Origin of the sequence: Halocatena salina (genome assembly GCF_023115355.1) — an archaeon.
Lineage (GTDB): Archaea > Halobacteriota > Halobacteria > Halobacteriales > Haloarculaceae > Halocatena > Halocatena salina.
In genome coordinates this window covers 1249317-1271078 of the sequence record NZ_CP096019.1, presented here as the reverse complement: position 1 = coordinate 1271078, position 21762 = coordinate 1249317, and the positions used below count along the sequence as shown (strand labels likewise).

The following is a 21762-nucleotide window of genomic DNA, read 5'->3' as shown; positions in this document are numbered from 1 at the left end:
CCTCTCCTTGGACACATCAGTACCGATCGTGGCTATCGTTCAGTCCCGGTATAATTAAGTTCCGTGATGATATTGTATAGAGATAATGAAAGAGCGTCGACTCTCATATCAAGATCATGAAGACGGTATTGCAACGCTGATTCTATTTGAAAATGAAAAAATAATTGAACGTTTCCATAAAGATGTTGGGGAATTACCGGACGATGCAGCGATTGGAGACCAATATCAACCAGAGATCGAAGACGGTGAACTCGTCGCAATGCAGTACGACGAAGAACTTACTAAGAAGAAACAGAAGGAGGTCGAAGATGCGATTCAGCGGCATCGAGAGAAGCGATTAGAAGACTGAGATATGTCCGGTGAGCCGCTGGCTAATGGACGACGTGAGATTTACACATTGGATGTTGGACAGGCAGATGCACATGCGATTATCACGGAGGACGGCACGCTCAATCTGATCGATGCGGATGAAGCAGCAGTCGGTGACGAACTCGATACCGTTTTAGCTGGACGGTCAACGCCAGAGACAGAGTCGGAGCATATCCCGATCGAAACATTCGTTCTAACGCATATTCATGACGACCATGCGGGGGGTGTCGAAGAGCTGTATGACCACGGCTATGAGATACAGAACGTCGTCGAGCCTGACGCACATCGATACAAACTGTGTGATTCCGACACCGAAAAATCAGAAAAAGGCGTGAGTCCGCTCGTCTGGGAAACGTATGACCGTCAATTGGAAGAACACGACCCAGAGACCATCAGACAGGTTTCAGGAGGCGATTTACTCACACCGGACTCAGATATCCAAGTTTTGGCTCCTCCCGATGAACCGGAAACAGTGTCGTTCACCAGCCCTGTAACCGGGCGGAAGAACACCCTCAAACCGACCGGAGCAAATGCAAACAGCCTCGCGTTCAAAACCGAGGACGAACAGTCGATGTTGTTCATGGGCGATGTAGAAGATACCGGTGGACTCAACGGTGAAAGTTGGTTGATGTCACAGCACGACAACGAACAGAGCGACGTGAACCTTGACGCTGATGTCCTCGTTCTCTCCCATCACGGCTCAAATAACGCGACCAGTGAGGAGTTCCTTGATCGGGTCGATCCGGAAGCAGCGCTCGTTTCCAGCGGTCTGCACAATAAGCACACGAGCGAAAATCCCCACGACGCCCACCCTCACGATGCGACTCTCAAGCACCTGCATGATCAGGATGTCGATGTTTACTGGACAGTGGGACACGGGACGCTCCGTACCGAACTGGATTCGAATGGTGTTCGTCCGGAACCGACAACCGACTTCGACACGACCGACGCAGCGGATCTAGCCGCCCTGAAGTACTACTGTCGGGAACACGACGTCTCCCCGGAGCGGATCGCAGCACTCACTCCTGACCACCTGCCCGAGGACACGCCCGAGTGGGCGGCCGACGCCGCGCCGATGCTGGTCGAGACGACCGAGGAGATCGTAGACGAAGCGATCACTGACGCCGAAACTGTCGAGGACCTCCGCCAGACACTCACCCCGACGCCGGACGCCCACGACCAGCTCCATGAAACGGTGCAGGCCGACCGGGAGGAACACGTCACCACGAAGGCGGATGTAAGACGGAACAAGGAAGCATACTTCGATGCCGTCGAACGAGAACGCGACTACGAACGGCTTCCATTACACACCCGACTCCGGGCGAACCTCCCCAAGCGATTCGGCGGCATCGAACACCCACTGACAGACGTTCCGTCGCCCGAGGAGATCGACGGTCCCCGGAAGGTCGAGGAGGTCTCGCGGGCTGTTCAACACCAACCAGCGGCTAAACAACGCGCCAAGGGAGAGATCGTCATCGACACGCAGCTCCGTGAGGCTGAAGAGGCTACCGATACTGCCGTCAACGATGCACACACGCGTGACACGCTGTGCCAGCACCTTCGAGCTACTCCTGGTGCACATCAGGATTTCCTTTATGCGATCGAAACGCCCGACGCCCATAACGCGAACAAATCCGAGAAGGACCTCTCTGATCTCTTAGCGCAAACGAACGAAACGCAGCCCGAACGATCGACCGACCGAACCCACAAACAGGATTCATCGATCGGGCTGTGAGACGCTGGTGCACGATGCTGACCGATGATCGATCACCGTAGCGATCACTCGATGTCCATTCCCTCGACGATTTCGAACGATTCGTTGCCTTCGAACCGTGTCGGATCGAACGCGTCGATCCCGTCGCCACCCACCAGTTGGTGGGCGATACGCTCCCCGATCGCAGGCGCACGCATGAACCCGTGGCCCTGCCACCCAGCCGCGACGAACAGCCCCGGTCGTCGCTCGCCCACCAGCGGATCGCCATCGGGCGTGGCGGTACACAGCCCGGCCCACGCGTCGTTCGTATCGAGCATCCGTCCGATCGCGGTTTCTGTGTACGAATCGACCGCCTCGATGAACCACCCGTCAGCCGAGCGATCCCAGTCGTCGGGGTCACGCTCGATCGGTTCGGTGCCGTCGCCGACGAACAGGCCCTCTTCGTGTGGCCGGAGGTAGTACCCACCGGTGGCGTCGAACAGCATCGGGACGTCGATCTCAGTCGACTCGGTGGTGAGTGCCTGCACGCGATAGGGCTTGAGCGGGATTCGAACGTCCGCGTCAGCGAGCACGCGTTTGGTGTGTGCACCGGCGGCGACGAGCACCGCATCGAACGACTCGCGGCCGGTCGACGTTTCGATCATCGTCTCCGAGCGGAGTGTGGCCGGCGTTTCCGTCTGGATCGTTGCCCCCGATCGATCCGCCGCGGCAGCGATCGATCGGGTGTACGCCGCTGGATCCATGTAGCCAGCGTTTTCGGCGATCGCCGCCACGGCGACGTCATCGACTCGAAGTGCGGGGTAGCGATCCGCAAGCTCGCTGGCTGGGACGAACGAGACGTTCCGGCCGTGTTCTTGCATTCGGGGCACCTGCTCGCGGATGGCTGCCGCTCGCTTTGTATCGCCCGAACGAGCGAGCCACACGTACGGACACGGGGTGAATTCGATCCGACCCTCTCGGGACCACTCTCGAAACTGGGTGAGCGCCTGTTTACCGACTGTGGCATCGATCGCCCCTGCGTACGCGTCATAACAGACACCAGCCGCGCGGCCGCTGCTCGCGCTCCCATCACCGATCAAGCCGCGCTCGTAGACGGTCACGTCGATGCCTTGCCTCGTGAGTTCGAACGCGACAGTAACGCCGACGGCTCCGCCGCCGATCACCGCGACGTTCATCGTCGCCTCGCTGGCGACGTTCGATCGGATCGAATCACATCGGGCGAGCACCGTAGACCGCTGACCGCTCCACTGTGAGCGTTCCTATGGACCATACCTCCTGTTCATCGCGTCGATACTTAGATACGACGACAAATCGGCTACGGGCGTTTTCTCGTACACTCGCTGCCACAGATCGGACAACGCTCAGGATCGTCGTCGTACACTCGGCCACAGCCGACACATTGGAACTCCCAGTCGCGTTCCTCAGTGATACCCTCCTGATCGATCGAATCGATCCCGATCGAGAGCTTCTCAGCGACGTTTTGCATCGCGTAATCGTCGGTAACGAGCGTTCCATCGAGTTCGAGCGTCGCAGCGAGCAACCGAACGTCCGTTTCCGAAAGCTCATCGAGATCACCAGTGTCGCGCGCTGTGCGCTCGACGTGCTCGATCGCCGTCGCATCGGGAACGTGAACGTGCATTCCGCTCCCTTCGAGCGCGTCGAACCGATAGCCGCTCTCTGCGGTGAGTTCCTCACGGACGCGGGGTACCGTAGCTGTTCGTCCAGTAGTGTTGTACTCCTTGATGAATGCCGAAGCGTCGAGAACTCGCATTTATCTTAGCGACGAACGATAACGTGGTCTTTGACGGCCGTCACCCGATCCACGGGAATGAGATAGTGCCCGTAGTCGTCGGTTGCGAAATTCTCATTGCCGTCCACTTTGGGATCGACGATGAGATTCTTGAGCTGTCCATTTTCGACGTCCATCGTGATGTTGTGTAATATCCCGATGTGTGTGCCGTCCGAACCGGTAATCGCCTTCTCCGAAAGGTTTTCGGCGAGGATCGTGGGCATATATTCGTCATACCGGAGGATAGCATATAAAGACGAGGGAACCGTTCAGTCGGGTGGCAGTCGAAGTTTTCATACAACAGATGCTTCTTAAGACTTAACCCCGCAGACGGATAGACTCTCACAAGGAGTTCTCTCCGGGTGAGTTCCATGTCTGATACGGATACCAATACCGATACACGTTCTGGTTCTGGTGGATTGCGGACGCCTATCGTCGCCGTTCTCGGTCACGTCGACCACGGAAAAACGAGTTTGCTCGATAAGATACGGGGATCGGCCGTCACACAGGGTGAGTCTGGCGCGATCACCCAGCACATCGGCGCGACTGCCGTTCCGCTCGATGTGATTTCCGACATCGCTGGTGGACTGGTCGATCCCGACGACTTCGATCTTCCAGGGTTGTTGTTCATCGACACGCCCGGGCACCACTCGTTTTCGACGCTGCGCTCGCGGGGCGGAGCGCTGGCCGACATCGCCATCCTCGTCGTCGACGTGAACGACGGCTTTCAACCCCAAACCATCGAAGCACTCGATATCCTCAAACGCACCCAAACACCCTTCGTCGTCGCTGCCAACAAGATCGACACCGTTCCCGGCTGGAACACACAGGAGGACGGCCCCATTCAGGCCAGCCTCGACGCTCAATCCGATCGGACGCGCGAGCGACTCGACGAACGGATCTACTCACTCATCGGCGAACTGAGTGATAACGATATCTCTTCTGATATGTACTGGCAAGTCCGTGATTTCCAGCACAACGCCGGACTTGTTCCGCTCAGCGCCTTGACCGGCGAGGGGATCCCCGACCTGCTCACCGTTCTCATGGGTCTCTCACAACGTTACATGAAAGAAGAGATGGAGATCGACACCACGGGACCGGGATCGGGAACGGTTCTCGAAGTAACGGAAGAACGAGGATTCGGAACGACGTTGGACGTGGTCCTGTACGACGGAACGATCCGAACCGACGACACTATCGTGGTCGGCGCGACGAATCGGACGATCGAAACCGACGTACGCGCACTTCTCCAGCCACGTGCTCTGTCGGAGATTCGGACCGAAAAGCAGTTCGAGCGGACCGACGAGGTGAGCGCAGCAGCAGGTGTAAAGATCGCAGCGCCCGATCTGGACGACGCCATCGCCGGTGCGCCCGTTCGTGTCGTCCGTGATCAGACGCTCGATGCCGTCACCGATGACGTCGAAGCCGAACTAGCTGAAATCGCAGTCGAAACCGACGAGAATGGCATCGTGGTCAAAGCTGACACGCTCGGGAGCCTCGAAGCGATCGCCAACACGCTTCAAGAGACGGATATCCCGATCGTTCGTGCCGAGGTCGGTGACGTGGCTGCCCGAGATGTGGCCGTTGCTACCACCGCAGACGAGCAACGAAACCGCGTCATCCTCGGGTTCAACGTCGACGTCCTCGCTGACGCCGACGATCGCGCCGACCACGAAGATATCCGTGTGTTCCAAGACGACGTGATATACCAACTGGTCGAAGAGTACGAAGAGTACGTGGCAGAAATTGAGCGCGCCCAGCAAGACACCGTCCTCGAAAACATCATGCGGCCGTGCACGTTCCGAATCCTCGACGACCACGTGTTCCGACAGTCGAATCCGGCCGTTGTCGGCGTGGAAGTGCTCTCGGGAACCCTCCATCGGAACTCGCCCGTCGTCGTGTTCGACGGAAACGATCCCGAACGCGTTGGTATCCTCAAGGGTATCCAATCACAGGGCGAAGATCTCGACACGGCCCGCGCAGGGGAAAGCGTCAGCGTTTCCATCGACGGGCCGACCGTTGGCCGTCAGATCAAAGAGGGAGATGAACTGTGGACGGAACTCCCAGAAAAACACGCCAAAATCCTTGAACAGGAACTCCGAGCAGACATCCCGGCGGACGAACGAGAAGCGTTGTCGCGGTATCTCGACAAACGACGTAACGTCGATCCCTTCTGGGGAAAATGACCGGACGGCGCTCGCGGTAATAACTATTAATTAGCTTGGGATCGATACATTGCAATGTCATGATCGATGCGTCGCTGCATACGTATGACGCGGTGCTTGCAGTGATGATGCTTCCGGTGGTCGTGGGGGCGATCGTGAGCGTCGTGTCGTCAATTTCGGCGACGCTCGGGTTGGGCGTCGGTGGCATTCCCTCGCTGGGGGTGCTTGGCTACGCGCTGTTCATCGATCCACCGAGAGAGGTTGACTAATTGCGGCCGATCCGATCATCCGGCAGTCGGATCGACATCGGAGATGGCGCGTTTGACTTGAAGAGCTGCTCCAGCGGCAAGTTCGTGAGCGAGGTCGCTGTGTTCTTCGTCCGAGGCGTCCGTGGGGACGCCAGTCGAGATGACCCGGCCCACGGGCGGTTGCACGCTCACGGTTCCGTGCGTGCCGTCGGTTCGGCTTGTGAGTTCCGAGCCGACGACGAACTCGTCAGGGAGTAGCGCGCGGGTCTGTTCGGTCACGCTCGCTACGTCGTTTTGGAGCGTTCGGAGCTGTTCGCTAGAGAGATCAGCGTCTTCAGAGGGACCCGTGTATGGTGTGTTACCGTGCATTCGACCGTTCCAGGAGCAGAGAGAACATAAATGATGCTGATTGGCGAAACCCCGCTAGCAACAGACCGCTTTCGGTACCGATAGTAAATACAACTGATGGTTATGTCGGCGTGTTCTCTCCAGTGAGGGGAGTCCGTACCGGTATCGTGGTCGTCGTTCGTTTTTCCGCGATCGCAAACGAGTGTATCCACGGCTCCTCCCCCGATTCGATCCGTAGTTCGGGGACGCTTCCGAACACGTCCTTGAACGCCGTCCGAACGGTGGGTACAGCGGGTACGCGAAGGACCACTTTTTCGAGGTGTGCCACGGTCGGCTCGTCGAGTTCTGCCACCACGTCACTTGTTGTCGGGTGGATCTCGACTCGAAATCCCCACGGCGTCATGACGAACGTGCGCCGGTCGTTCGAACGCACTGACCAGCCACGAGATTCTGCTTTGGCACGAACTTCCTCGACCCCCGTTACTTGCAGGCCGAAATGATCGAAACGTGGCTGTCGTCCCGGGGCAAGCGTGACGTTCACGACTCCGTACTGATGGGTCTGTAGTTTCAATCGAAAATCGTCGGGTGTTCCCTCGTCGGGTCCCAATGCAATGCTGTCCCCACGAACGCTTCCGAACCGTCGCTGTAACTGAAGCCCCGCGCCAGCGAGGCGTTCGGCAGCTACGGTAACGGCGGGCGTGTTGAAGTGGAGGTGAAAGAGCGTCGGAGTACTCATGAATGAGGAACGTCTCGCCTCTCGATAAGCGTGTGGGTCACACCAACGGCGTGCTCTTCCCGTACACCGCCAGCACGATCGCTGTCGTGTATTCCCCGTCTCCAGCATCGCTTTGAGCTGCCACGATCTTCTGACCCCTATCAGTGAACTGCCAGTCTCGAAGTTCCTGTCCGGCATCGAGTCCTCGATCGAGGTCAGACCGAACGCCCTCGGGATCGGTACCGCTGGTTTCATAGAAGATTCCGCGACCCGACAGTTCAGTCGCCCATCCAAGTCCCGCAACGGCCCGTCCGTCTACGACGGTTTTTCGTGCCTCTACCACGGTCAGTTGCTCGCCCGCAGGTCCGAGATCCGGCGCGGCCCCTACCGCTTCAACCGATGTGTCTTGCGGTATTACTGAGGACACCTGAACTAGGTTGTAGTTGTGAACGTTTGCCTCCGCGAGCGCCGCGTCGTACGATGCCATCGCTGTCGGTGCGCGTGCGCTCCCCCACACGACACGGATGAGTCCCATTATGTGAAAAAACTGGTCGATACGTTAAGAGATTTGGATCTGCTGGCGACATGGATTCACCACTCGTCGATCTCCTACATAAAGAAATTCAATATTTTAACAAACAGTCTTTTAATAACCTGCGTTGTAGTGAGAATCGATGGATAAAATCCAGAAAATAGTGGCGGTGTCGAATATTACTGCTCGGATGTTTGGAAATGTAACAAAGCAACAGCAGCCAGATATACCATCAAACGGATGAGTACGTCGATCGAAATCACGTCTGTCCGGGGTACAGAGGGTCGTAGTTACTGTCTGTCGGAGTGTATCATCCGTGATCGACCGGCTCGCGCTGCCGAACGGAGGGAGATTGACGAATGAGCCTGGTGTCGATGACGAAATGGCGGACGCTGGTGCTTGCGACCGCCGCGTTCAATCTCGCGTTTCTCGTGTGGTTTTCGTTTTCTCCCTTCACAGGACCGATCGCCGAGGCGTTCGGGTTGTCGTTGGGTGAGATCGGACTGCTTGCCAGTGCAGCTATCTGGCTCGCGCCGCCGGGTCGCATCGTCACGGGATGGCTCACCGACCGCTTTGGCGCGTCGACGGTGTTCACCACGGTCCTCGGTTACGTGGGTGTAGCCTCGATCGTGAGTGCGTTTGCTCAAACGTACGAGCTGTTTTTCGTCGCTCGGCTCGTCGTCGGATCCGCAGGGATCGCGTTCGTCATCGGAATCCAACACGTCTCACAGTGGTTTCCCGAAGAGCAACTTGGCACTGCTGAAGGCATCTACGCCGGGGTGGGCAGCGCAGGGGCTGGTGCTGGAGCGCTCGTACTGCCGCGATTCTTCAGCGACTGGTCCGGACCGCTGTTCGGGGCCGGCTGGCGCGCAGCCTTCTTTTACACCGGCTGTCTGACTTTCTTGATGGCTATCACCTACGCCCTATTAGGTGAAGACGCCGCAACGCAGGCACGCGCCGCTCAGGCACGAGAGAGTGCAACTCTCAAATCCTGGCTCCACACCGCTACTCGATACGGTATCATCGCGCTCGCGCTCGGATACGTGGCGAGCTTCGGTATCGAACTTTCGCTCAACGGCTGGCTGCCGACCTACTTCCGGGAAGGATTCGGATCGGATCTCGTTCGGGCGAGCACGTTCGCAGCGATGTTTTCGCTGGGTGCTGGCACGCTGCGGCCGTTGGGTGGCTGGATCAGCGACATCCTCGTTCGTCGTGAGCGAAACATCCTCCCGATTTTTCAGGACCGATACCGCGAGCAGTGGACGATCGTCTGCTTAGGTACACTGGTCGTGATGATGTGTGCGTTCACCGTCGCCGGTCGTACCGGAGTACTTCCGGTTACCGTCGGTATCGTGTTCTGCATGGGGATGTGCTGTGGAATTACCAGTGGAGCGATCTTCGCACAGGTGCCTGCCATGTTCCCTCACCGATCTGGTGCGGCGGCGGGGATCGTCGGCGGCGTCGGTACGCTCGGCGGCATCAGCTTCCCGCTCGTTTACTCGACTGCCGCCACAGCCGGTTACATCCACTCGGGTTATCTGATCATCGCGGTCTGTCTGCTTCCGATCATCCTCGTGAACGCGTGGGTGGCCCAGCCAGCCCGTGCCGTACGCGCACACATCGACGGCGTGGTCTCGGTCACCCCGGCGAACACATCCGATCACCACCTCGAAGACGAGACTGCTCACAACCCGGACTGAACCCGGACGATCACCTCCGCAACCACGGATTACTATTTTTATTATTACTCTGGTTAATGGGTGTGCTCAGATGAACAGCTACAGCATTCTGCTATACAATCCTATACGGTAGTAGCATCTACTAGAGGGAACGAATGTCCACTTTCCCTCCTTCTATTCACCAACTGTGGTGGCGTTCTCGAACCGGCGTGGAAGCTACGGTATGGAACTGAAATCAAGGGATTCAACGTCCGAGTCGGTGGCGGGCTAGGCGGTCGTGAGCCTCGGCGCGATAGATCACTCGACGTCTTTGTCGAACCCGAGAACGCCTACGATATCGTCCGTGCGTTCGTCGAACTGTATCACGAGAAGGGCAACAGGCAGAATCGAAACAAAAACCGAGCGCGATTTTTCGTCGACGAGTGGGGTACCGAGGCGATCCTGTCGGCGCTTGAGGAACGCGTCGCGTTCGAACTGTAACCGCTGGGGGCGAATCTACGGACGGAGTACACCTACAACGCGGGTAAACCGCGGCTGCGGGTTCTGAAAACACGATCACACTCGCGGAGTTGGTAGACACGCACGGATCCGGAGAAATCAGACTCCCTCGTCTCCAGAATCCCATCATCATGGATGTACCCGAAAATCGGATCGAGGCGGTGTGTGCGGAGGATCTCCTCGAAATCCACAAACCGGAATCGAATTCTTTCGTTCGGATAGGAGTTGCCTGTACTAAAATGGAGCTCTGCCCGCTTGCACTCACCGAAACTAAAGCCCGGATGGCCAGACTGTTGCGATGGTTACGAGGGAACGCCGAGTTACCGATGACGGCCGACATCGGTCTCCACGGAGTGCGGGCACGGAAAGACGGCGAAATGGCTGAAGCGATGGATGCCGGGATCGGTGCCGATACCGCCACCGATCCATCGTTCATCGAGTGGCTCCATCAGCGCGTGCCTGCCGACGAGGTTCCGGAACTGATCCCGAACCTCATAACAGCGTTTGTAGCCCTCTGGATGGGGGAACAGACGTTCCGTCAGTGGGTCGATGCTACCGGCCACGAGACGTTCATCGATCTCGCACAACCCGAGGAGACTCGTACACTGGCCCGTATCTCCACGACGCCAAACGGTCGTGATATCCGTTTACAGAGCGCGATCAAGGCGAGTAACCGACGACCGTCGACGATTAATCGCTTCCTCGGGTCGTGTCTGCTTTTTGGAGTTCGATCGGTTCGTTTTCGAGAACGGTGTTGGAGACGATGTTGGTTCGTCCAGCACGGATCTCAGGGCTGCTCAAGATCGACCGTACTCGTTCGTTCATCGTCGCTGTATCGGGGAACGTCCCGATCGCGAGCACGTCGAACTCGCCAGTGACCTCATAGAGGCTGATGATGTACGAATCGTTTCTGAGATCGTGTATGATCCCACCAGTCGGATCGTTCATGTCGAGCTTGAAGACCACGGTCAGTTCGTAGCCGAGCCGATCGTAATCGATTCGAGGCTCATATCCCGTGATGATCTCGCTTTCAGTGAGCCGTTTGAGCCGTTTTTGAACGGTGGTTGCTGGAATGTTTGTTCGCTTTGCGATGTCCAGCACGTCTGCGCGGCCATCGCGCTGGAGCGCGTTTATGATGCGTTTGTTCTGTGTATCGGCGTCGTTCGTCATACAATCGGGTTGGATGTGGCGTCTCGAGCTGTTTTGAGCGGATCAGACTGCGTCGTGCCCTGTGTTTCCGGTCCGTACTTGGATAGCCGATTCGACGGGGACGACGAACACCTTCCCATCGCCAGGCTCACCTGTTCTTGCGGCGTCACGGATCGCGTCTGCGACAGCGTCGGCTGGGATATCGGCAACGACACACTCGATTTTCACCTTCTGGTGAAGATCCACTGTGTACTCTTCACCGCGCCACTGCCCCTTCCTCGCAGGCTGTGAGCCACGGCCCGAGACGTTCGTCACGGTGAGCGACGGTGCACCGACGTCTGCGAGCGCCCGTTTGATCGCGGCGAGTTTGTCCGGACGGACGTACGCCATGACCAATTTGATACCACTTTCGTCTGACCGTCCGCCGTCCGCTCGGAGCGTGCCACTACCCGAGACGCCAGCCCCGTCAGTTGCTGGCGTTTCCTCCGGTCCGAACTCCGGATACGTTTCTACACCGTGTTCGCTGATGTCGAGTCCGTCGTGTTCGTGAGCTTGGGAGACTCGGATCTGTCCGATGGCTTTCAGCGCACCGAAGATCAGCGACGTGGTGAGCACGGTCCATCCGGTGATGAGAGCCACCCCGATCAGCTGGCTCGCAAAGCTCACGCCAGCGTCCGGAACGGTCAGTACCGGCACTCCGACAAGGAGTGTGCCGATGATGCCCGCGCTGCCATGGACCGAAAAAACCGCACACACGTCGTCGACGGTTAGCCGTTTTTCGATCGCCTCGAACGTGATCGGCAGTTGTGCCCCTGCGATAGCGCCGACGAACAGTGCTCCGTACCACGTAAGCAGGTGTGTATTGCTCGTGACGCCGACCAATCCGGCCAACATACCGTTTGCAACGTACAACGTGTCGACCTTCTCCGTTTTTAGGAGCGAGACGGCACTTGCGCCGATAGCTCCTGTGGCCATTCCGAGCGTCGTCGTGAGCGCCACCCGACCGACGTACGCGAAGTCAGCGAGGCTGGCAGCCCCTTCGGTCAACGGAGCCGCCGCCGTACCGACGTTGAATCCGTACCAACCAAAACAGAGGATCAACGTTCCTAACACCGCAAACGTGATCGAGTGACCGGGAATGACGGTTGCAGTGCCGTCCTCGTTGAACCGATCGATCCGAGGACCAACGATCCACGCAGCGGTGAGTCCCGCGATACCGCCCATTCCGTGGACGATCATGCCACCCGCGAAGTCAATGAAGCCGATGGTGTCGAGCCAACCGCCAGCCCACGTGAGTCCCGTCACGACCGGATAGATCACCGCCGCCAACAACACCGTGTACGTGACGTATGCCCGCAGCTTCATACGGCCCGCGACCGCACCGCTGACGATCGTCGCGGCGGTCATCGCAAACACCGCACCGAACAGCCAATCAGCCCACTCCATCGTGCTTTCGGGCGAGAGCACGGCGAAGAAACCACCGAACGTCTCACCACCAGTCAGTGCTGCGGTGAACGCCTTGATGCCCGCTCCCACCAGAAAGAACACTATGACGCCGATGCTCCACGTGAGCATGTTCTTCGTCAACTGATTGGCGACGTTTTTCGAACGCACCTGCCCGGCCTCCAACATCGCAAAGCCAGCGTGCATGAAGAAAATGAGAAACGTCACCACCAGAACCCACGTGTAGTTGACCGCCTCGGTCACTGCCGTCGGATCGATCTGCAACAACAGCTCGTTCATCGACTCACCCTCGTGTGATCGAGCGTGTTTTGTTGATATTTGTCCATCCATTCTCCAATTCTCTTCTCACTCGTATCGTGTTTCACGTCAAAACAGCATGGAACGACAATACATAAGCTTTGAGTTGACAATATCAATTTTTACTCTTAGTAATCGACTGAATGTCTTATTTATTGCATAATAAATAGAGTATAAGGTTGTATTTTGACCAAAAATAAGATGTTCGGTCGGGTAGTATTGGGCGTTCGTTAAGCGTCGTTCTCGGAAAATTTCCCGTGTGGCTCGCGCGCGCTGATTCAGATCAGTGTTCGGCGTGAACGTGAAGCCCCCGGCGGATTCGGGTGCTCCCTGAATGATAGTTCCACAACTGCTTTGTGGTTGATGACCTTTTAGAAGTAGCAGGATCATTATTACTGGCCACGAAGCTTATGCCGGCGGTTCTGAAATTCATGATTGTCGTATATGACATCGGATCACGTCGATGACGTCGAGCGAAGCACCACACGGCGCAGTATTCTCAAAGCCAGTCTTGTCGTTTCTACAATAGGAATTGGGGGGACAGCAACAGGGCTGGCCCAAACGGATGATGCATCCGACGGGGACCCTGAGACGCACACTCTGACCGTCGGGTTGGTTGACTCCGACGATGCGGACATCGTCAGCGGTGACGTTACGGTGAACGGTGAGACGAAGACGACGGCTCCTGTGGATGGTGATCCTGCCACCATCCAGACGACGTTCGAATTGGAGGACGGCACGTACACCGTTTCGGCGAGCAGCGAACTCCGAGATGAGATGTGGTACGCTCCGGATCAGGAGGTCACGATCGACGGGGAAGACGAAGCGCTCTCGCTGGTCTTGTACCCGCCGGGCTCGGACGAACTCGAAGACGATCCCGACACTGAAACCCATACCTTGACTGCTGCGTTGATCGCCTCCAACGATGGGGCTATCGTCAGCGGTGACGTTACGGTGAACGGTGAGACGAAGACGACGGCCCCCGTGGATGGTGATCCTGCCAAGGTTTTGACGACGTTCGAATTGGAGGACGGCACGTACACCGTTTCAGCGAGCAGTGATTTCCACGGCGAAACGTGGCGTGCTAACGATCAGGAGGTGACGATCGATGGAGCGGACGAATCCGTCTCGCTGGTCTTGTACCCGCCAGGTTCGGACGAACTCGAAGACGATCCCGACACTGAAACTCACAGTCTGTCCGTCTATCTCGTCGAATCCAGCGATGCAGACATCGTTAGCGGTGACGTCACGGTGAACGGTGAGACGAAGACGACGGCTCCTGTGGATGGTGATCCGACGTACGTTCAAGCGTCGTTTGAACTAGAAAACGGCACATACACCGTTTCAGCGACCAGCGAGTACCGAGACGAAATCTGGAGCTCAAACGATAAGGAGATCACGATTGACGGAGCTGACAGGACCCTCGAACTGTACGTATATCCGCCAGACTCAGACGAACTCGAAGACGATCCCGACGGCGAAGAGGACACTGGCAGTGATGGCGATACTGGTGAAGATGATACCGGCGGTGACGACGACACCAGTAGCGACAGTGACACTGGCAGTGGAGATAACACTGACGGGGCTAGTGACGACTCGGATGAAACCGACGGGGAGAACGCTGACGAAACAGACGGAACTTCTCAAAACGGTGGCGACAGCAACGCCGACGACACTGACGAAACGGAGCGTGCCAACGATCAGCAGCAATCGTCAACTGCCGATACCCCCGAAACTGACTGCCCGAACAATCAAGACAATTAGTATAACTTTATTATATAATATATTATCAAAATGAATTGGACTCGACGACGATTTCTCTGTAGCACCGCTCTCATCGCTGGCAGTGCTGGCTGTCAACAGCCAGGGACAGACTCCACTCCGACGCCATCGACCGACACAGTCGCCTCAACGGACGGATCGACACCGGGTAGTACCGATAGATTTGGAACCTCGACACAGACGGGGTCCGTGGTAAAGACAGCCGATTCCGGCACTAAAACCGCAGCCAACGCAGTGTCCCCGTACACGGGTCCGAGGATTCCGGAGTCGCCCCATGCGCCAGCCGATGTGGCCCCCCCGACGGGGAGCCACGTTCAGCCGTCGGCCGCCCAGCCGGTGTTGTCAGGGGACGATGTGACGGATTACGGCGACGTGGAGTACGTTGCCGATCCGTTTTTGTTCGTTGAGGAGGGTGAGTGGCACATGTTTTTCGAGATATTGAACAGCGATCGGGAGCCGGACGCGCCGATCGGCCACGCCACCAGTTCCGATGGGCTGGATTGGACGTACGATCAGGTGGTGTTGGAAAAGCGGTATCACACGTCGTTTCCGCTAGTGTGGAAACACGCCGGGAGCTACTACATGTGTCCGCCGACGGGCCAGAAGGTCGAGTTGTACAAAGCCGATCGGTTTCCGACCGAGTGGACTCACATCGGCAACGCGATCGACGTGGACTACTATCCCCACGATCCGACGTTCGTTCGGTACGACGGCCGGTGGTGGCTGTTCACCGACCGGGGTAACGAGCAGGTGATGGTGTATCACTCTCGAGACCTCGAACGGGAAGGCTGGACGCCCCACGAGCGGAATCCCGTCGTCACCGACCGCCGCGATGCTGCCCGACAGGGCGGGCGGCCGATCATCCACGACGGTCGCCTGTACCTGTATTTCCAAGATCTGGTCGACAACTACGGCGATGCGATCCGGTGTTGTGAGGTGACCCAGTTATCCCCGTCTACATACACGGATCAGGAAGTTTCGGGATCGCCGGTGCTCGAAGAGTTCGGCACCGGATGGGCGAACAACGGCATGCACACGTTCGATCCGTGGTGGCGCGGGCCCGATAAGGGGTGGCGCTGTGCCGTCGACGGCGTCCGCGATCAGGAGTCACTCGACGACCAGTGGACCATCGGAATACTCGATATTCCGCCTGTCTAACATCATCCGTCGCTTACAGCGATCGGTTCACCCGGCAGGAACGTCACATCTGTGGTATACCTTCCGTGCTTGATTGTCGTGGATTACAATATTCTATGCCAATATAGTATTTATTTATTGCTCTATCACGTCGGTTTTATCGCAGTTATGATTCCACCATCCATAAAAATAAGCAAACGAAATTTTTTGGGACTCCTTGCGACAGTCGCAGCAGCTGGAGGGTACTATCAATTAACTAGTGATGACTCTTCTCCACCGTCTGATGATAAACTCACGATGAGTTACAACGCATCTGCGATCTATGACACGATCATTCGTAAACGGACGAAAGATGAGCTACCAACTCCACCCGAGGAAACTCCAGCGTTTGCGATCACTGACGCCGGGGCCTACGAGTGGCCAGCGGAGGAGACCGAGTGGTACAAGCTGCCGCTCGGTACGAAAGCCGAGCCGCTGGCACCGATCCGCACGATTCACGAGCGCATCAAAGAGCGCTCAGTGTTCGGACACGCGCTCGATGATTTCGCTGCGGGACGTGTCTCCGATGCTCGCTGGGCGAGCTGGCCCATGCAGATGCCGAAACATCTCGCGTCGTATCCGGTAAACAAGTCGACGCCTGTTTTGATGTTTCACTCGGAAGGGAGCTATCCGGTAGAGTACACTGAAACGTACCCTCGAATGAAAGACCGGGGGATTCCGTGGATGATGGCAGCCACACCGGATCGGATCGGCACTGGATTGGAACGCTCTCAACTGGTCGAAATGATGATGCACGGATGTGAAGTCGGTCTCTACACGGCCGATGGTGGTCACTTGGATGAGCATGTTGATGATCTGGGTGATTTGGAACGAATTCTGCTCGATCAAAAGCGCGCGCTAGAGCAGATGGGGTTTCCGATCCAGCACATGATGCCGCGCAAGGGATCGGGGATCAACACTAGTCAGATCGACAGCGCGAAATCGTACATGACTCGAACGGCGTTCGCAGCGAGTGGTCACGGGTACGCCGCTCCAGCCTCGGATGGACCGCGTGCGGTCGGTAACGTCGCTCATCACGGTGCGGCGTCGATCAAGATCGAAGACGACGACATGACTGCGTCCGAAGCGAAACAGATCATCGACAGACTCACCAAAACGACCGATCGACTCCGATTTTTCTTTCATACACATAAAATAGAGGACTGGAACCGGATGGAAGAGATTCTCGATCACGCCGCGAAAAAGCGAGCCGCCGGAGCACTTGACTTAGCAACTTCGACAGGAGGCCTGTTGATCCCGTGGGATCTCCCTGATGGGAACATCGTCAACGACTCCGACGCTTCCTTTGCTTCTACGTGGGAGAACGGTGTGTGGGGTTCGTACGGCGCAGCCCCTGCCGTCCGTTCCGACGGCGGAAAAAAGGGAAGCAACTACTGGGCGATGGGATCGAAAATCAGTGGAGAACGGACAAACGGACTGTCCGAGCGCCGCATCACACTCGCCCCGGTATTTCCGGCTGGGATGCTTGACTTCTACGCGAAGGCACCAACAGGACAAATGGCAACCGTCCGAACGCGAGTGGACTCGTTTACGACTGACGATTTGGCCGGCAAGACGTTCGACACCTCCCGGTCAGTCGATGACACGTGGACGCGGATCTATGCTCCCTTTGGCTGTCCACGCGCCGATATCGGTACCGATCACAGTGGCGGCTGGCGATTGGCGATCTGGACTACCTCTAAGGAGGTTCATATCGACGACATCAAAATCTATCCCTGTTGATGGGGGTAAACCGGAGTCCACCCAGTTTGTCTGGGGTTTGAACTGGACGAGACGGTCACTCATTCCGTTTGAGCAGGCGCTCATTAGCTCATGATTCTATCCGAAGGTTTGAGCACAGGATCACGACATGTTTCATTCGCCGTGTATATATTGTACGTATCTACTGCCAGTAGGAGTGCCCTCGGCCGTCTACAGTATTGTACCTTCTCATCGTATACTTCAACACTTCCGATTCTGCTGTGGCTTATTGTAGCCTTCTACGGTAGCTTCAATATACTCTTTCCCTACAACTGGGCTTATCTCTCGACTATTTTCTTTCGTAATCAATCGAAACACGGTCTAACGAAGGTTCAATATAGAGGTGATCAAGCAATCTATATTGAGCCTATAGTCGATAGACTATATTACAAAAAACGCCAAAATACCTCACTTCGTTCGTCATGGACTCGCTGGGATTTGAACCCAGGGCCTCTTCCTTGCGAAGGAAGCGATCTGCCACTGATCTACGAGCCCACAGTACGACCAAGCCACCGATCACTTTTAACCGTTTCCGTTCACGCGCGAAGCCCGAGCGCGTGAGATGCCGGTGTGGACCCGTTTCGGTTCGTACTCAGTCTTCGAGGACGATCTCGATACTGACGTCGTTCGGAACCTGGATCCGCATCAGCTGTCGGAGCGCGCGTTCGTCGGCGTCGATGTCGATGAGCCGTTTGTGAACACGCATCTCCCAGTGCTCCCACGTCGCCGTGCCTTCACCGTCGGGTGATTTTCGACACGGAACACCGAGCGTTTTCGTCGGAAGTGGCACCGGACCCGAGAGACTGACGCCGGTTTTCTCGGCGATCTCCCGGACATCGTCACAGATGGTGTCGAGGTCGTTTGGGCTGGTCCCCGCCAGCCGAACGCGTGCTTGCTGCATCTATGTTAGCGCTCCTCGACGCTCAGGACCTTGCCAGCGGCGATGGTCTGACCCATGTCGCGGATGGCGAAGCTCCCGAGTTCGGGGATCTCCGACGACGGTTCGAGCGACAGCGGCTTCTGGGGACGGACCGTGACGACGGCCGCGTCTCCGCTTTTGATGAAGTCGGGATTTTCTTCCTCGACCTCGCCGCTGGCCGGATCGAGTTTCGTGTCGAGCGATTCGATGGTACACGCGACCTGTGCGGTGTGGGCGTGGAACACCGGTGTGTACCCAGCAGTGATCACGCTGGGGTGTTGCATGACGACGACCTGTGCTTGGAAGGTGTCGGCGACGGATGGAGGATCGTCGGCCGGGCCACAGACGTCGCCGCGTCGGATGTCGTCTTTGCCGATGCCCCGGACGTTGAACCCGACGTTGTCGCCGGGTTCGGCTTTGGGCACTTCCTCGTGGTGCATCTCGACGGTTTTCACCTCACCGCCCGCATCGCTGGGCTGGAACGTGACGTTCTCGCCGGGTTCGATGATGCCGGTTTCGACGCGGCCGACCGGCACTGTTCCGATCCCGTCGATCGTGTACACGTCCTGGATCGGGAGCCGAAGCGGGGCGTCCGTCGGCGGTTCGACCTCCGGCAGATCGTTGAGTGCGTCGAGAATCGTCTGCCCGTCGTACCACGGCGTGTTGTCCGACAGCTCCGCCACGTTGTCACCCTCGAACGCCGAGGTCGGAATGAACGTGGTGTTGTCCGCGTTGAACTGGACCTGTTTGAGGAGCTGTGTGACTTCCTCTTTGACCTGCTCGTAATCGTCCTCGCTGTAGTCGACGAGATCCATTTTGTTAACAGCGATGACGAGTTCGCCGATACCGAGGGTGCGCGAGAGGAAAACGTGTTCTTGGGTTTGTGGCTGGACGCCGTCGTCAGCGGCGACGACGAGCACGGCGTTGTCGGCTTGGCTCGCGCCCGTGATCATGTTCTTCACGAAGTCACGGTGGCCCGGTGTGTCCACGATCGTGAAGTAGTAATCGTCCGTGTCGAACTCCTGGTGGGCGATGTCGATGGTGACACCTCGCTCGCGCTCTTCGGCGAGGTTGTCCATCACGTACGCGAACTCGAAGCCGCCTTTGCCTTTCTCCTCTGCTTCTTCTCGATACTGCTCGATCACGTGCTCAGGAACGCTTCCCGTCTCGAACAGCAGTCGACCGACGAGCGTGCTTTTCCCGTGGTCGACGTGACCGATGATCGCTAAGTTTTGGTGCGGTTTGTCTGCCATTGATATCTCACGCGCAAAGCGCTGTAGGGGTTACTACCGTCTGAGCCTCATAAAACGATTTCGAAAGCATAGCCCGCCTGTTCCCTTCGCGTACAGCGGTTTGACAGGTCATACCACGATCGATCGGTAGCGTCGCCTCGTTCGAGTTTTGCTGTAGACTCACCCCAACCGGCTGATGTCTCCGAGTACGGCAGTTGCCGTCTCGTGTCCACCCGCACCGCGACCACTGATGTTCAATCGGCCTGCGTGTTCGGTGTGGAGCTGGACGATGTTTTGTGTGCCAGAAACGGCGAGCGTTCCGGTTTCTGGTACCAGCCGTGGTTCGACACAGATTTCGTCGTCGACGACTTCCCCGACGAGCCGGATCGTTCTGCCGTCCTCAGCAGCCAGTTGGAGGGCAGTGCCCGGGATGTTTCGAATTCCTGTGGTGGAGGCGTCGGACAGCGTGTATCCGCCGTCGAAGAGAACGTTTGCGAGGATGACGCATTTCAGCGCCGCGTCGGTTCCATCTACATCGAACGTCGGATCGGCTTCCGCCACGCCGAGATCCTGCGCCTCAGCGAGGACGTGCTCGTAATCGAGGGATTCGGCGGCCATCCGCGAAAGGATGAAGTTGGCCGTGCCGTTGAGAACGCCCCGGACGGCGGTGACATTCGATCGACCGATATCGTTGATCGTCGTGAGAACAGGGATCGCACCACCGACAGCAGCGTCGAAGAGCACGCGTCCGTCGCTGTTTCGTTCGCGTGTGCGGACCTCGTCGTAGCGCTCAGCGACCGGTCCCTTGTTCGCCAACACGACATGGCGGTCGCGTTCCAGTGCGCCGACAGTGTGGCTGTAGCCCGGCTCCGCATCACCGAGCGTCGTCGGTGTCGCCTCGACGAGCACGTCGTACGTGCCATCGAGCACGTCGTCGGGATCGTCGTTCCCGACGGCTCCCGACGTTCGTTTGCTCGTGAGTACGGCATCGGTGTCGAGTCCGTCCGGATCGATCGCCGCGCTGTTCGAATCGGCGATCGCCGTCACCTCGTGTCCGTACGTGCTTGCGAGCTCCGCGACCGAAGCACCGACAGCGCCCGCGCCCATGATCGCCAGTTTCATCCTGAATCACCCCTGGTGAGCGGAGAGATCACTGTGAGATCCTTCTCCGAAGCCACCTCACGGATCGCTGCCAGCGCGCGGTCGGTCTCTCCGGCGTGTGCTGCGAGCCGAACGCGGGCGCTGGAAACGTCCTCAGCGTCGTCTGCCACCGTAAGCGACACGTCCGCCACCGATGCGCTCGAACAGCGTTCAAACCGGGTGAGCGTGTCCGAGAGATCGGTCTCGACCAGATGCCCGATGAGAAGCACGGTCAGCTCCTCGCTGTAACGCTCCGCACCAGCTTGAACGACGTTCACCCCTGTTTCGCGCAGCGCGTCGACGATCCGATCGAAGCGTTCGGGCGTTGCTTCGACATCCACCTCGACGGGGATCTGTCCCCGCGGTGTCCGGTTCCCTCGCTCGTGGAAGATCGACAGGAGATTGCCGCCGTGTTCGGCGATCGGACCGAGCGCGTTCAACAGCTCGCCCGGCTCGTCGTTGAGCTCCAGCCGAACCGTGTGCGCTCTCACGTCCGTTCGTTCACTCATCGATCCACCTCCATCACGGCTAGGGCGGTTCGCATTGTGATGTGAAACCACGAGAACGTCTTAACCGACTCGCTCTGCACGCATGCTTGCCGGTGGTTGATCGTCGGGTAACACGACAGGAAGGACGACAGCTGAGTCGTCATCGTAATAATGTTCTACGATCGTGTCGAGGAACTCGAGGTGCTCTGGGCGGAATACGATCAGAACCAGTTCGGTACCACCTTGTTCCCAGGACGCTGCGAGAGTTCAACAGGAAAAGCTCACCGCAACCGACGA

20 protein-coding genes, 1 tRNA gene and 1 pseudogene are annotated in these 21762 nt (G+C 57.7%); 9 read left to right on the top strand and 13 right to left on the bottom strand.

Annotation, left to right across the window (positions count from 1 at the left end; all coding sequences use genetic code 11):
* The first annotated feature begins 85 nt into the window (after positions 1–85).
* A complete protein-coding gene (locus MW046_RS06500; protein WP_247992327.1) occupies positions 86–349 on the top strand; it encodes a hypothetical protein in 264 nt (87 codons plus the stop codon).
* 3 nt (positions 350–352) lie between these two features.
* Complete coding sequence (locus tag MW046_RS06495) at positions 353–2104, top strand: ComEC/Rec2 family competence protein (RefSeq protein ID WP_247992326.1); 1752 nt, start codon at positions 353–355, stop codon at positions 2102–2104.
* 44 nt (positions 2105–2148) lie between these two features.
* On the opposite strand, the gene MW046_RS06490 is transcribed toward MW046_RS06495, so the two are convergent.
* The 3 genes from MW046_RS06490 to MW046_RS06480 all read right to left on the bottom strand — a co-directional run bounded on the left by MW046_RS06490 (position 2149) and on the right by MW046_RS06480 (position 4096).
* Positions 2149–3309: an NAD(P)/FAD-dependent oxidoreductase gene (locus MW046_RS06490; protein WP_368411310.1), complete on the bottom strand. Its 1161-nt coding sequence runs from the start codon at positions 3307–3309 to the stop codon at positions 2149–2151.
* 89 nt (positions 3310–3398) lie between these two features.
* Complete coding sequence (locus MW046_RS06485; protein WP_247992325.1) at positions 3399–3854, bottom strand: NOB1 family endonuclease; 456 nt, start codon at positions 3852–3854, stop codon at positions 3399–3401.
* A 5-nt stretch (positions 3855–3859) separates the two neighbouring features.
* A complete protein-coding gene (locus MW046_RS06480; protein WP_247992324.1) occupies positions 3860–4096 on the bottom strand; it encodes a PRC-barrel domain-containing protein in 237 nt (78 codons plus the stop codon).
* Between the two features lie 147 nt (positions 4097–4243).
* Between MW046_RS06480 and infB the strand changes: the two genes are divergently transcribed.
* Both infB and MW046_RS06470 read left to right on the top strand, forming a co-directional pair.
* Complete coding sequence (gene infB, locus MW046_RS06475; protein ID WP_247992323.1) at positions 4244–6058, top strand: translation initiation factor IF-2; 1815 nt, start codon at positions 4244–4246, stop codon at positions 6056–6058.
* Between the two features lie 59 nt (positions 6059–6117).
* A complete protein-coding gene (locus MW046_RS06470) occupies positions 6118–6306 on the top strand; it encodes a DUF8015 family protein (protein ID WP_247992322.1) in 189 nt (62 codons plus the stop codon).
* A gap of 15 nt (positions 6307–6321) precedes the next feature.
* Here MW046_RS06470 and MW046_RS06465 read toward each other — a convergent pair whose 3' ends face one another.
* The 3 genes from MW046_RS06465 to MW046_RS06455 all read right to left on the bottom strand — a co-directional run bounded on the left by MW046_RS06465 (position 6322) and on the right by MW046_RS06455 (position 7883).
* Positions 6322–6654, bottom strand: coding sequence for a DUF5811 family protein (locus MW046_RS06465; RefSeq protein WP_247992321.1), 333 nt, complete (start codon positions 6652–6654; stop codon positions 6322–6324).
* A 100-nt stretch (positions 6655–6754) separates the two neighbouring features.
* Positions 6755–7369 carry a hypothetical protein gene (locus tag MW046_RS06460; RefSeq protein WP_247992320.1) on the bottom strand — a complete coding sequence of 205 codons (615 nt, stop codon included), beginning with the start codon at positions 7367–7369 and terminating at the stop codon, positions 6755–6757.
* Between the two features lie 37 nt (positions 7370–7406).
* Entirely contained in the window at positions 7407–7883 is a 477-nt protein-coding gene (locus MW046_RS06455; protein ID WP_247994732.1) for a pyruvoyl-dependent arginine decarboxylase, read from the bottom strand.
* 356 nt (positions 7884–8239) lie between these two features.
* Between MW046_RS06455 and MW046_RS06450 the strand changes: the two genes are divergently transcribed.
* A complete protein-coding gene (locus MW046_RS06450) occupies positions 8240–9580 on the top strand; it encodes a nitrate/nitrite transporter (protein WP_247994731.1) in 1341 nt (446 codons plus the stop codon).
* A gap of 177 nt (positions 9581–9757) precedes the next feature.
* Positions 9758–10697, top strand: a pseudogene (locus MW046_RS06445) (ferredoxin--nitrite reductase); the annotation flags it as partial.
* Between the two features lie 50 nt (positions 10698–10747).
* Here MW046_RS06445 and MW046_RS06440 read toward each other — a convergent pair.
* Together MW046_RS06440 and MW046_RS06435 are read right to left on the bottom strand one after the other, a co-directional pair.
* Complete coding sequence (locus tag MW046_RS06440; RefSeq protein ID WP_247994730.1) at positions 10748–11227, bottom strand: Lrp/AsnC family transcriptional regulator; 480 nt, start codon at positions 11225–11227, stop codon at positions 10748–10750.
* A gap of 42 nt (positions 11228–11269) precedes the next feature.
* A complete protein-coding gene (locus tag MW046_RS06435) occupies positions 11270–12949 on the bottom strand; it encodes an ammonium transporter (RefSeq protein WP_247994729.1) in 1680 nt (559 codons plus the stop codon).
* Positions 12950–13411: 462 nt separating this feature from the next.
* Here MW046_RS06435 and MW046_RS06430 point away from each other — a divergent pair, with 462 nt between their 5' ends.
* The 3 genes from MW046_RS06430 (at position 13412) to MW046_RS06420 (ending at position 17668) form a co-directional block, all read left to right on the top strand.
* Positions 13412–14731: a hypothetical protein gene (locus MW046_RS06430; RefSeq protein WP_247994728.1), complete on the top strand. Its 1320-nt coding sequence runs from the start codon at positions 13412–13414 to the stop codon at positions 14729–14731.
* Positions 14732–14938: 207 nt separating this feature from the next.
* A complete protein-coding gene (locus MW046_RS06425) occupies positions 14939–15907 on the top strand; it encodes a glucosamine inositolphosphorylceramide transferase family protein (protein WP_247994727.1) in 969 nt (322 codons plus the stop codon).
* Positions 15908–16183: 276 nt separating this feature from the next.
* Positions 16184–17668 carry a polysaccharide deacetylase family protein gene (locus tag MW046_RS06420; RefSeq protein WP_247994726.1) on the top strand — a complete coding sequence of 495 codons (1485 nt, stop codon included), beginning with the start codon at positions 16184–16186 and terminating at the stop codon, positions 17666–17668.
* 441 nt (positions 17669–18109) lie between these two features.
* On the opposite strand, the gene MW046_RS06415 is transcribed toward MW046_RS06420, so the two are convergent.
* The 5 genes from MW046_RS06415 to MW046_RS06395 all read right to left on the bottom strand — a co-directional run bounded on the left by MW046_RS06415 (position 18110) and on the right by MW046_RS06395 (position 21537).
* Positions 18110–18181 (bottom strand) — tRNA-Ala (locus MW046_RS06415).
* 97 nt (positions 18182–18278) lie between these two features.
* Complete coding sequence (gene rpsJ, locus MW046_RS06410) at positions 18279–18587, bottom strand: 30S ribosomal protein S10 (protein ID WP_124954006.1); 309 nt, start codon at positions 18585–18587, stop codon at positions 18279–18281.
* 5 nt (positions 18588–18592) lie between these two features.
* Positions 18593–19858 (bottom strand): translation elongation factor EF-1 subunit alpha, encoded by a 1266-nt coding sequence (tuf, locus tag MW046_RS06405; RefSeq protein ID WP_247994725.1) that lies wholly within the window; start codon positions 19856–19858, stop codon positions 18593–18595.
* A gap of 159 nt (positions 19859–20017) precedes the next feature.
* A complete protein-coding gene (locus MW046_RS06400; protein ID WP_247994724.1) occupies positions 20018–20959 on the bottom strand; it encodes a homoserine dehydrogenase in 942 nt (313 codons plus the stop codon).
* On the bottom strand, positions 20956–21537 hold the full coding sequence (locus tag MW046_RS06395; protein WP_438268182.1) for an amino acid-binding protein: 582 nt from the start codon (positions 21535–21537) through the stop codon (positions 20956–20958). Before MW046_RS06395 ends, MW046_RS06400 begins: the two co-directional genes overlap by 4 nt.
* Between the last annotated feature and the right edge of the window lie 225 nt (positions 21538–21762).

What these genes read in the sequence shown, in the direction of transcription:
- MW046_RS06500 (WP_247992327.1), top strand. Translation starts at nt 86, where the DNA reads ATGAAAGAGCGTCGACTCTCATATCAAGATCATGAAGACGGTATTGCA.
- rpsJ (WP_124954006.1), bottom strand. Translation starts at nt 18,587, where the DNA reads ATGCAGCAAGCACGCGTTCGGCTGGCGGGGACCAGCCCAAACGACCTC.
- MW046_RS06470 (WP_247992322.1), top strand. Translation starts at nt 6,118, where the DNA reads ATGATCGATGCGTCGCTGCATACGTATGACGCGGTGCTTGCAGTGATG.
- MW046_RS06495 (WP_247992326.1), top strand. Translation starts at nt 353, where the DNA reads ATGTCCGGTGAGCCGCTGGCTAATGGACGACGTGAGATTTACACATTG.
- MW046_RS06485 (WP_247992325.1), bottom strand. Translation starts at nt 3,854, where the DNA reads ATGCGAGTTCTCGACGCTTCGGCATTCATCAAGGAGTACAACACTACT.
- MW046_RS06450 (WP_247994731.1), top strand. Translation starts at nt 8,240, where the DNA reads ATGAGCCTGGTGTCGATGACGAAATGGCGGACGCTGGTGCTTGCGACC.
- MW046_RS06420 (WP_247994726.1), top strand. Translation starts at nt 16,184, where the DNA reads ATGAGTTACAACGCATCTGCGATCTATGACACGATCATTCGTAAACGG.
- MW046_RS06400 (WP_247994724.1), bottom strand. Translation starts at nt 20,959, where the DNA reads ATGAAACTGGCGATCATGGGCGCGGGCGCTGTCGGTGCTTCGGTCGCG.
- MW046_RS06455 (WP_247994732.1), bottom strand. Translation starts at nt 7,883, where the DNA reads ATGGGACTCATCCGTGTCGTGTGGGGGAGCGCACGCGCACCGACAGCG.
- MW046_RS06440 (WP_247994730.1), bottom strand. Translation starts at nt 11,227, where the DNA reads ATGACGAACGACGCCGATACACAGAACAAACGCATCATAAACGCGCTC.
- MW046_RS06465 (WP_247992321.1), bottom strand. Translation starts at nt 6,654, where the DNA reads ATGCACGGTAACACACCATACACGGGTCCCTCTGAAGACGCTGATCTC.
- infB (WP_247992323.1), top strand. Translation starts at nt 4,244, where the DNA reads ATGTCTGATACGGATACCAATACCGATACACGTTCTGGTTCTGGTGGA.
- MW046_RS06430 (WP_247994728.1), top strand. Translation starts at nt 13,412, where the DNA reads ATGACATCGGATCACGTCGATGACGTCGAGCGAAGCACCACACGGCGC.
- MW046_RS06480 (WP_247992324.1), bottom strand. Translation starts at nt 4,096, where the DNA reads ATGCCCACGATCCTCGCCGAAAACCTTTCGGAGAAGGCGATTACCGGT.
- MW046_RS06460 (WP_247992320.1), bottom strand. Translation starts at nt 7,369, where the DNA reads ATGAGTACTCCGACGCTCTTTCACCTCCACTTCAACACGCCCGCCGTT.
- tuf (WP_247994725.1), bottom strand. Translation starts at nt 19,858, where the DNA reads ATGGCAGACAAACCGCACCAAAACTTAGCGATCATCGGTCACGTCGAC.
- MW046_RS06435 (WP_247994729.1), bottom strand. Translation starts at nt 12,949, where the DNA reads ATGAACGAGCTGTTGTTGCAGATCGATCCGACGGCAGTGACCGAGGCG.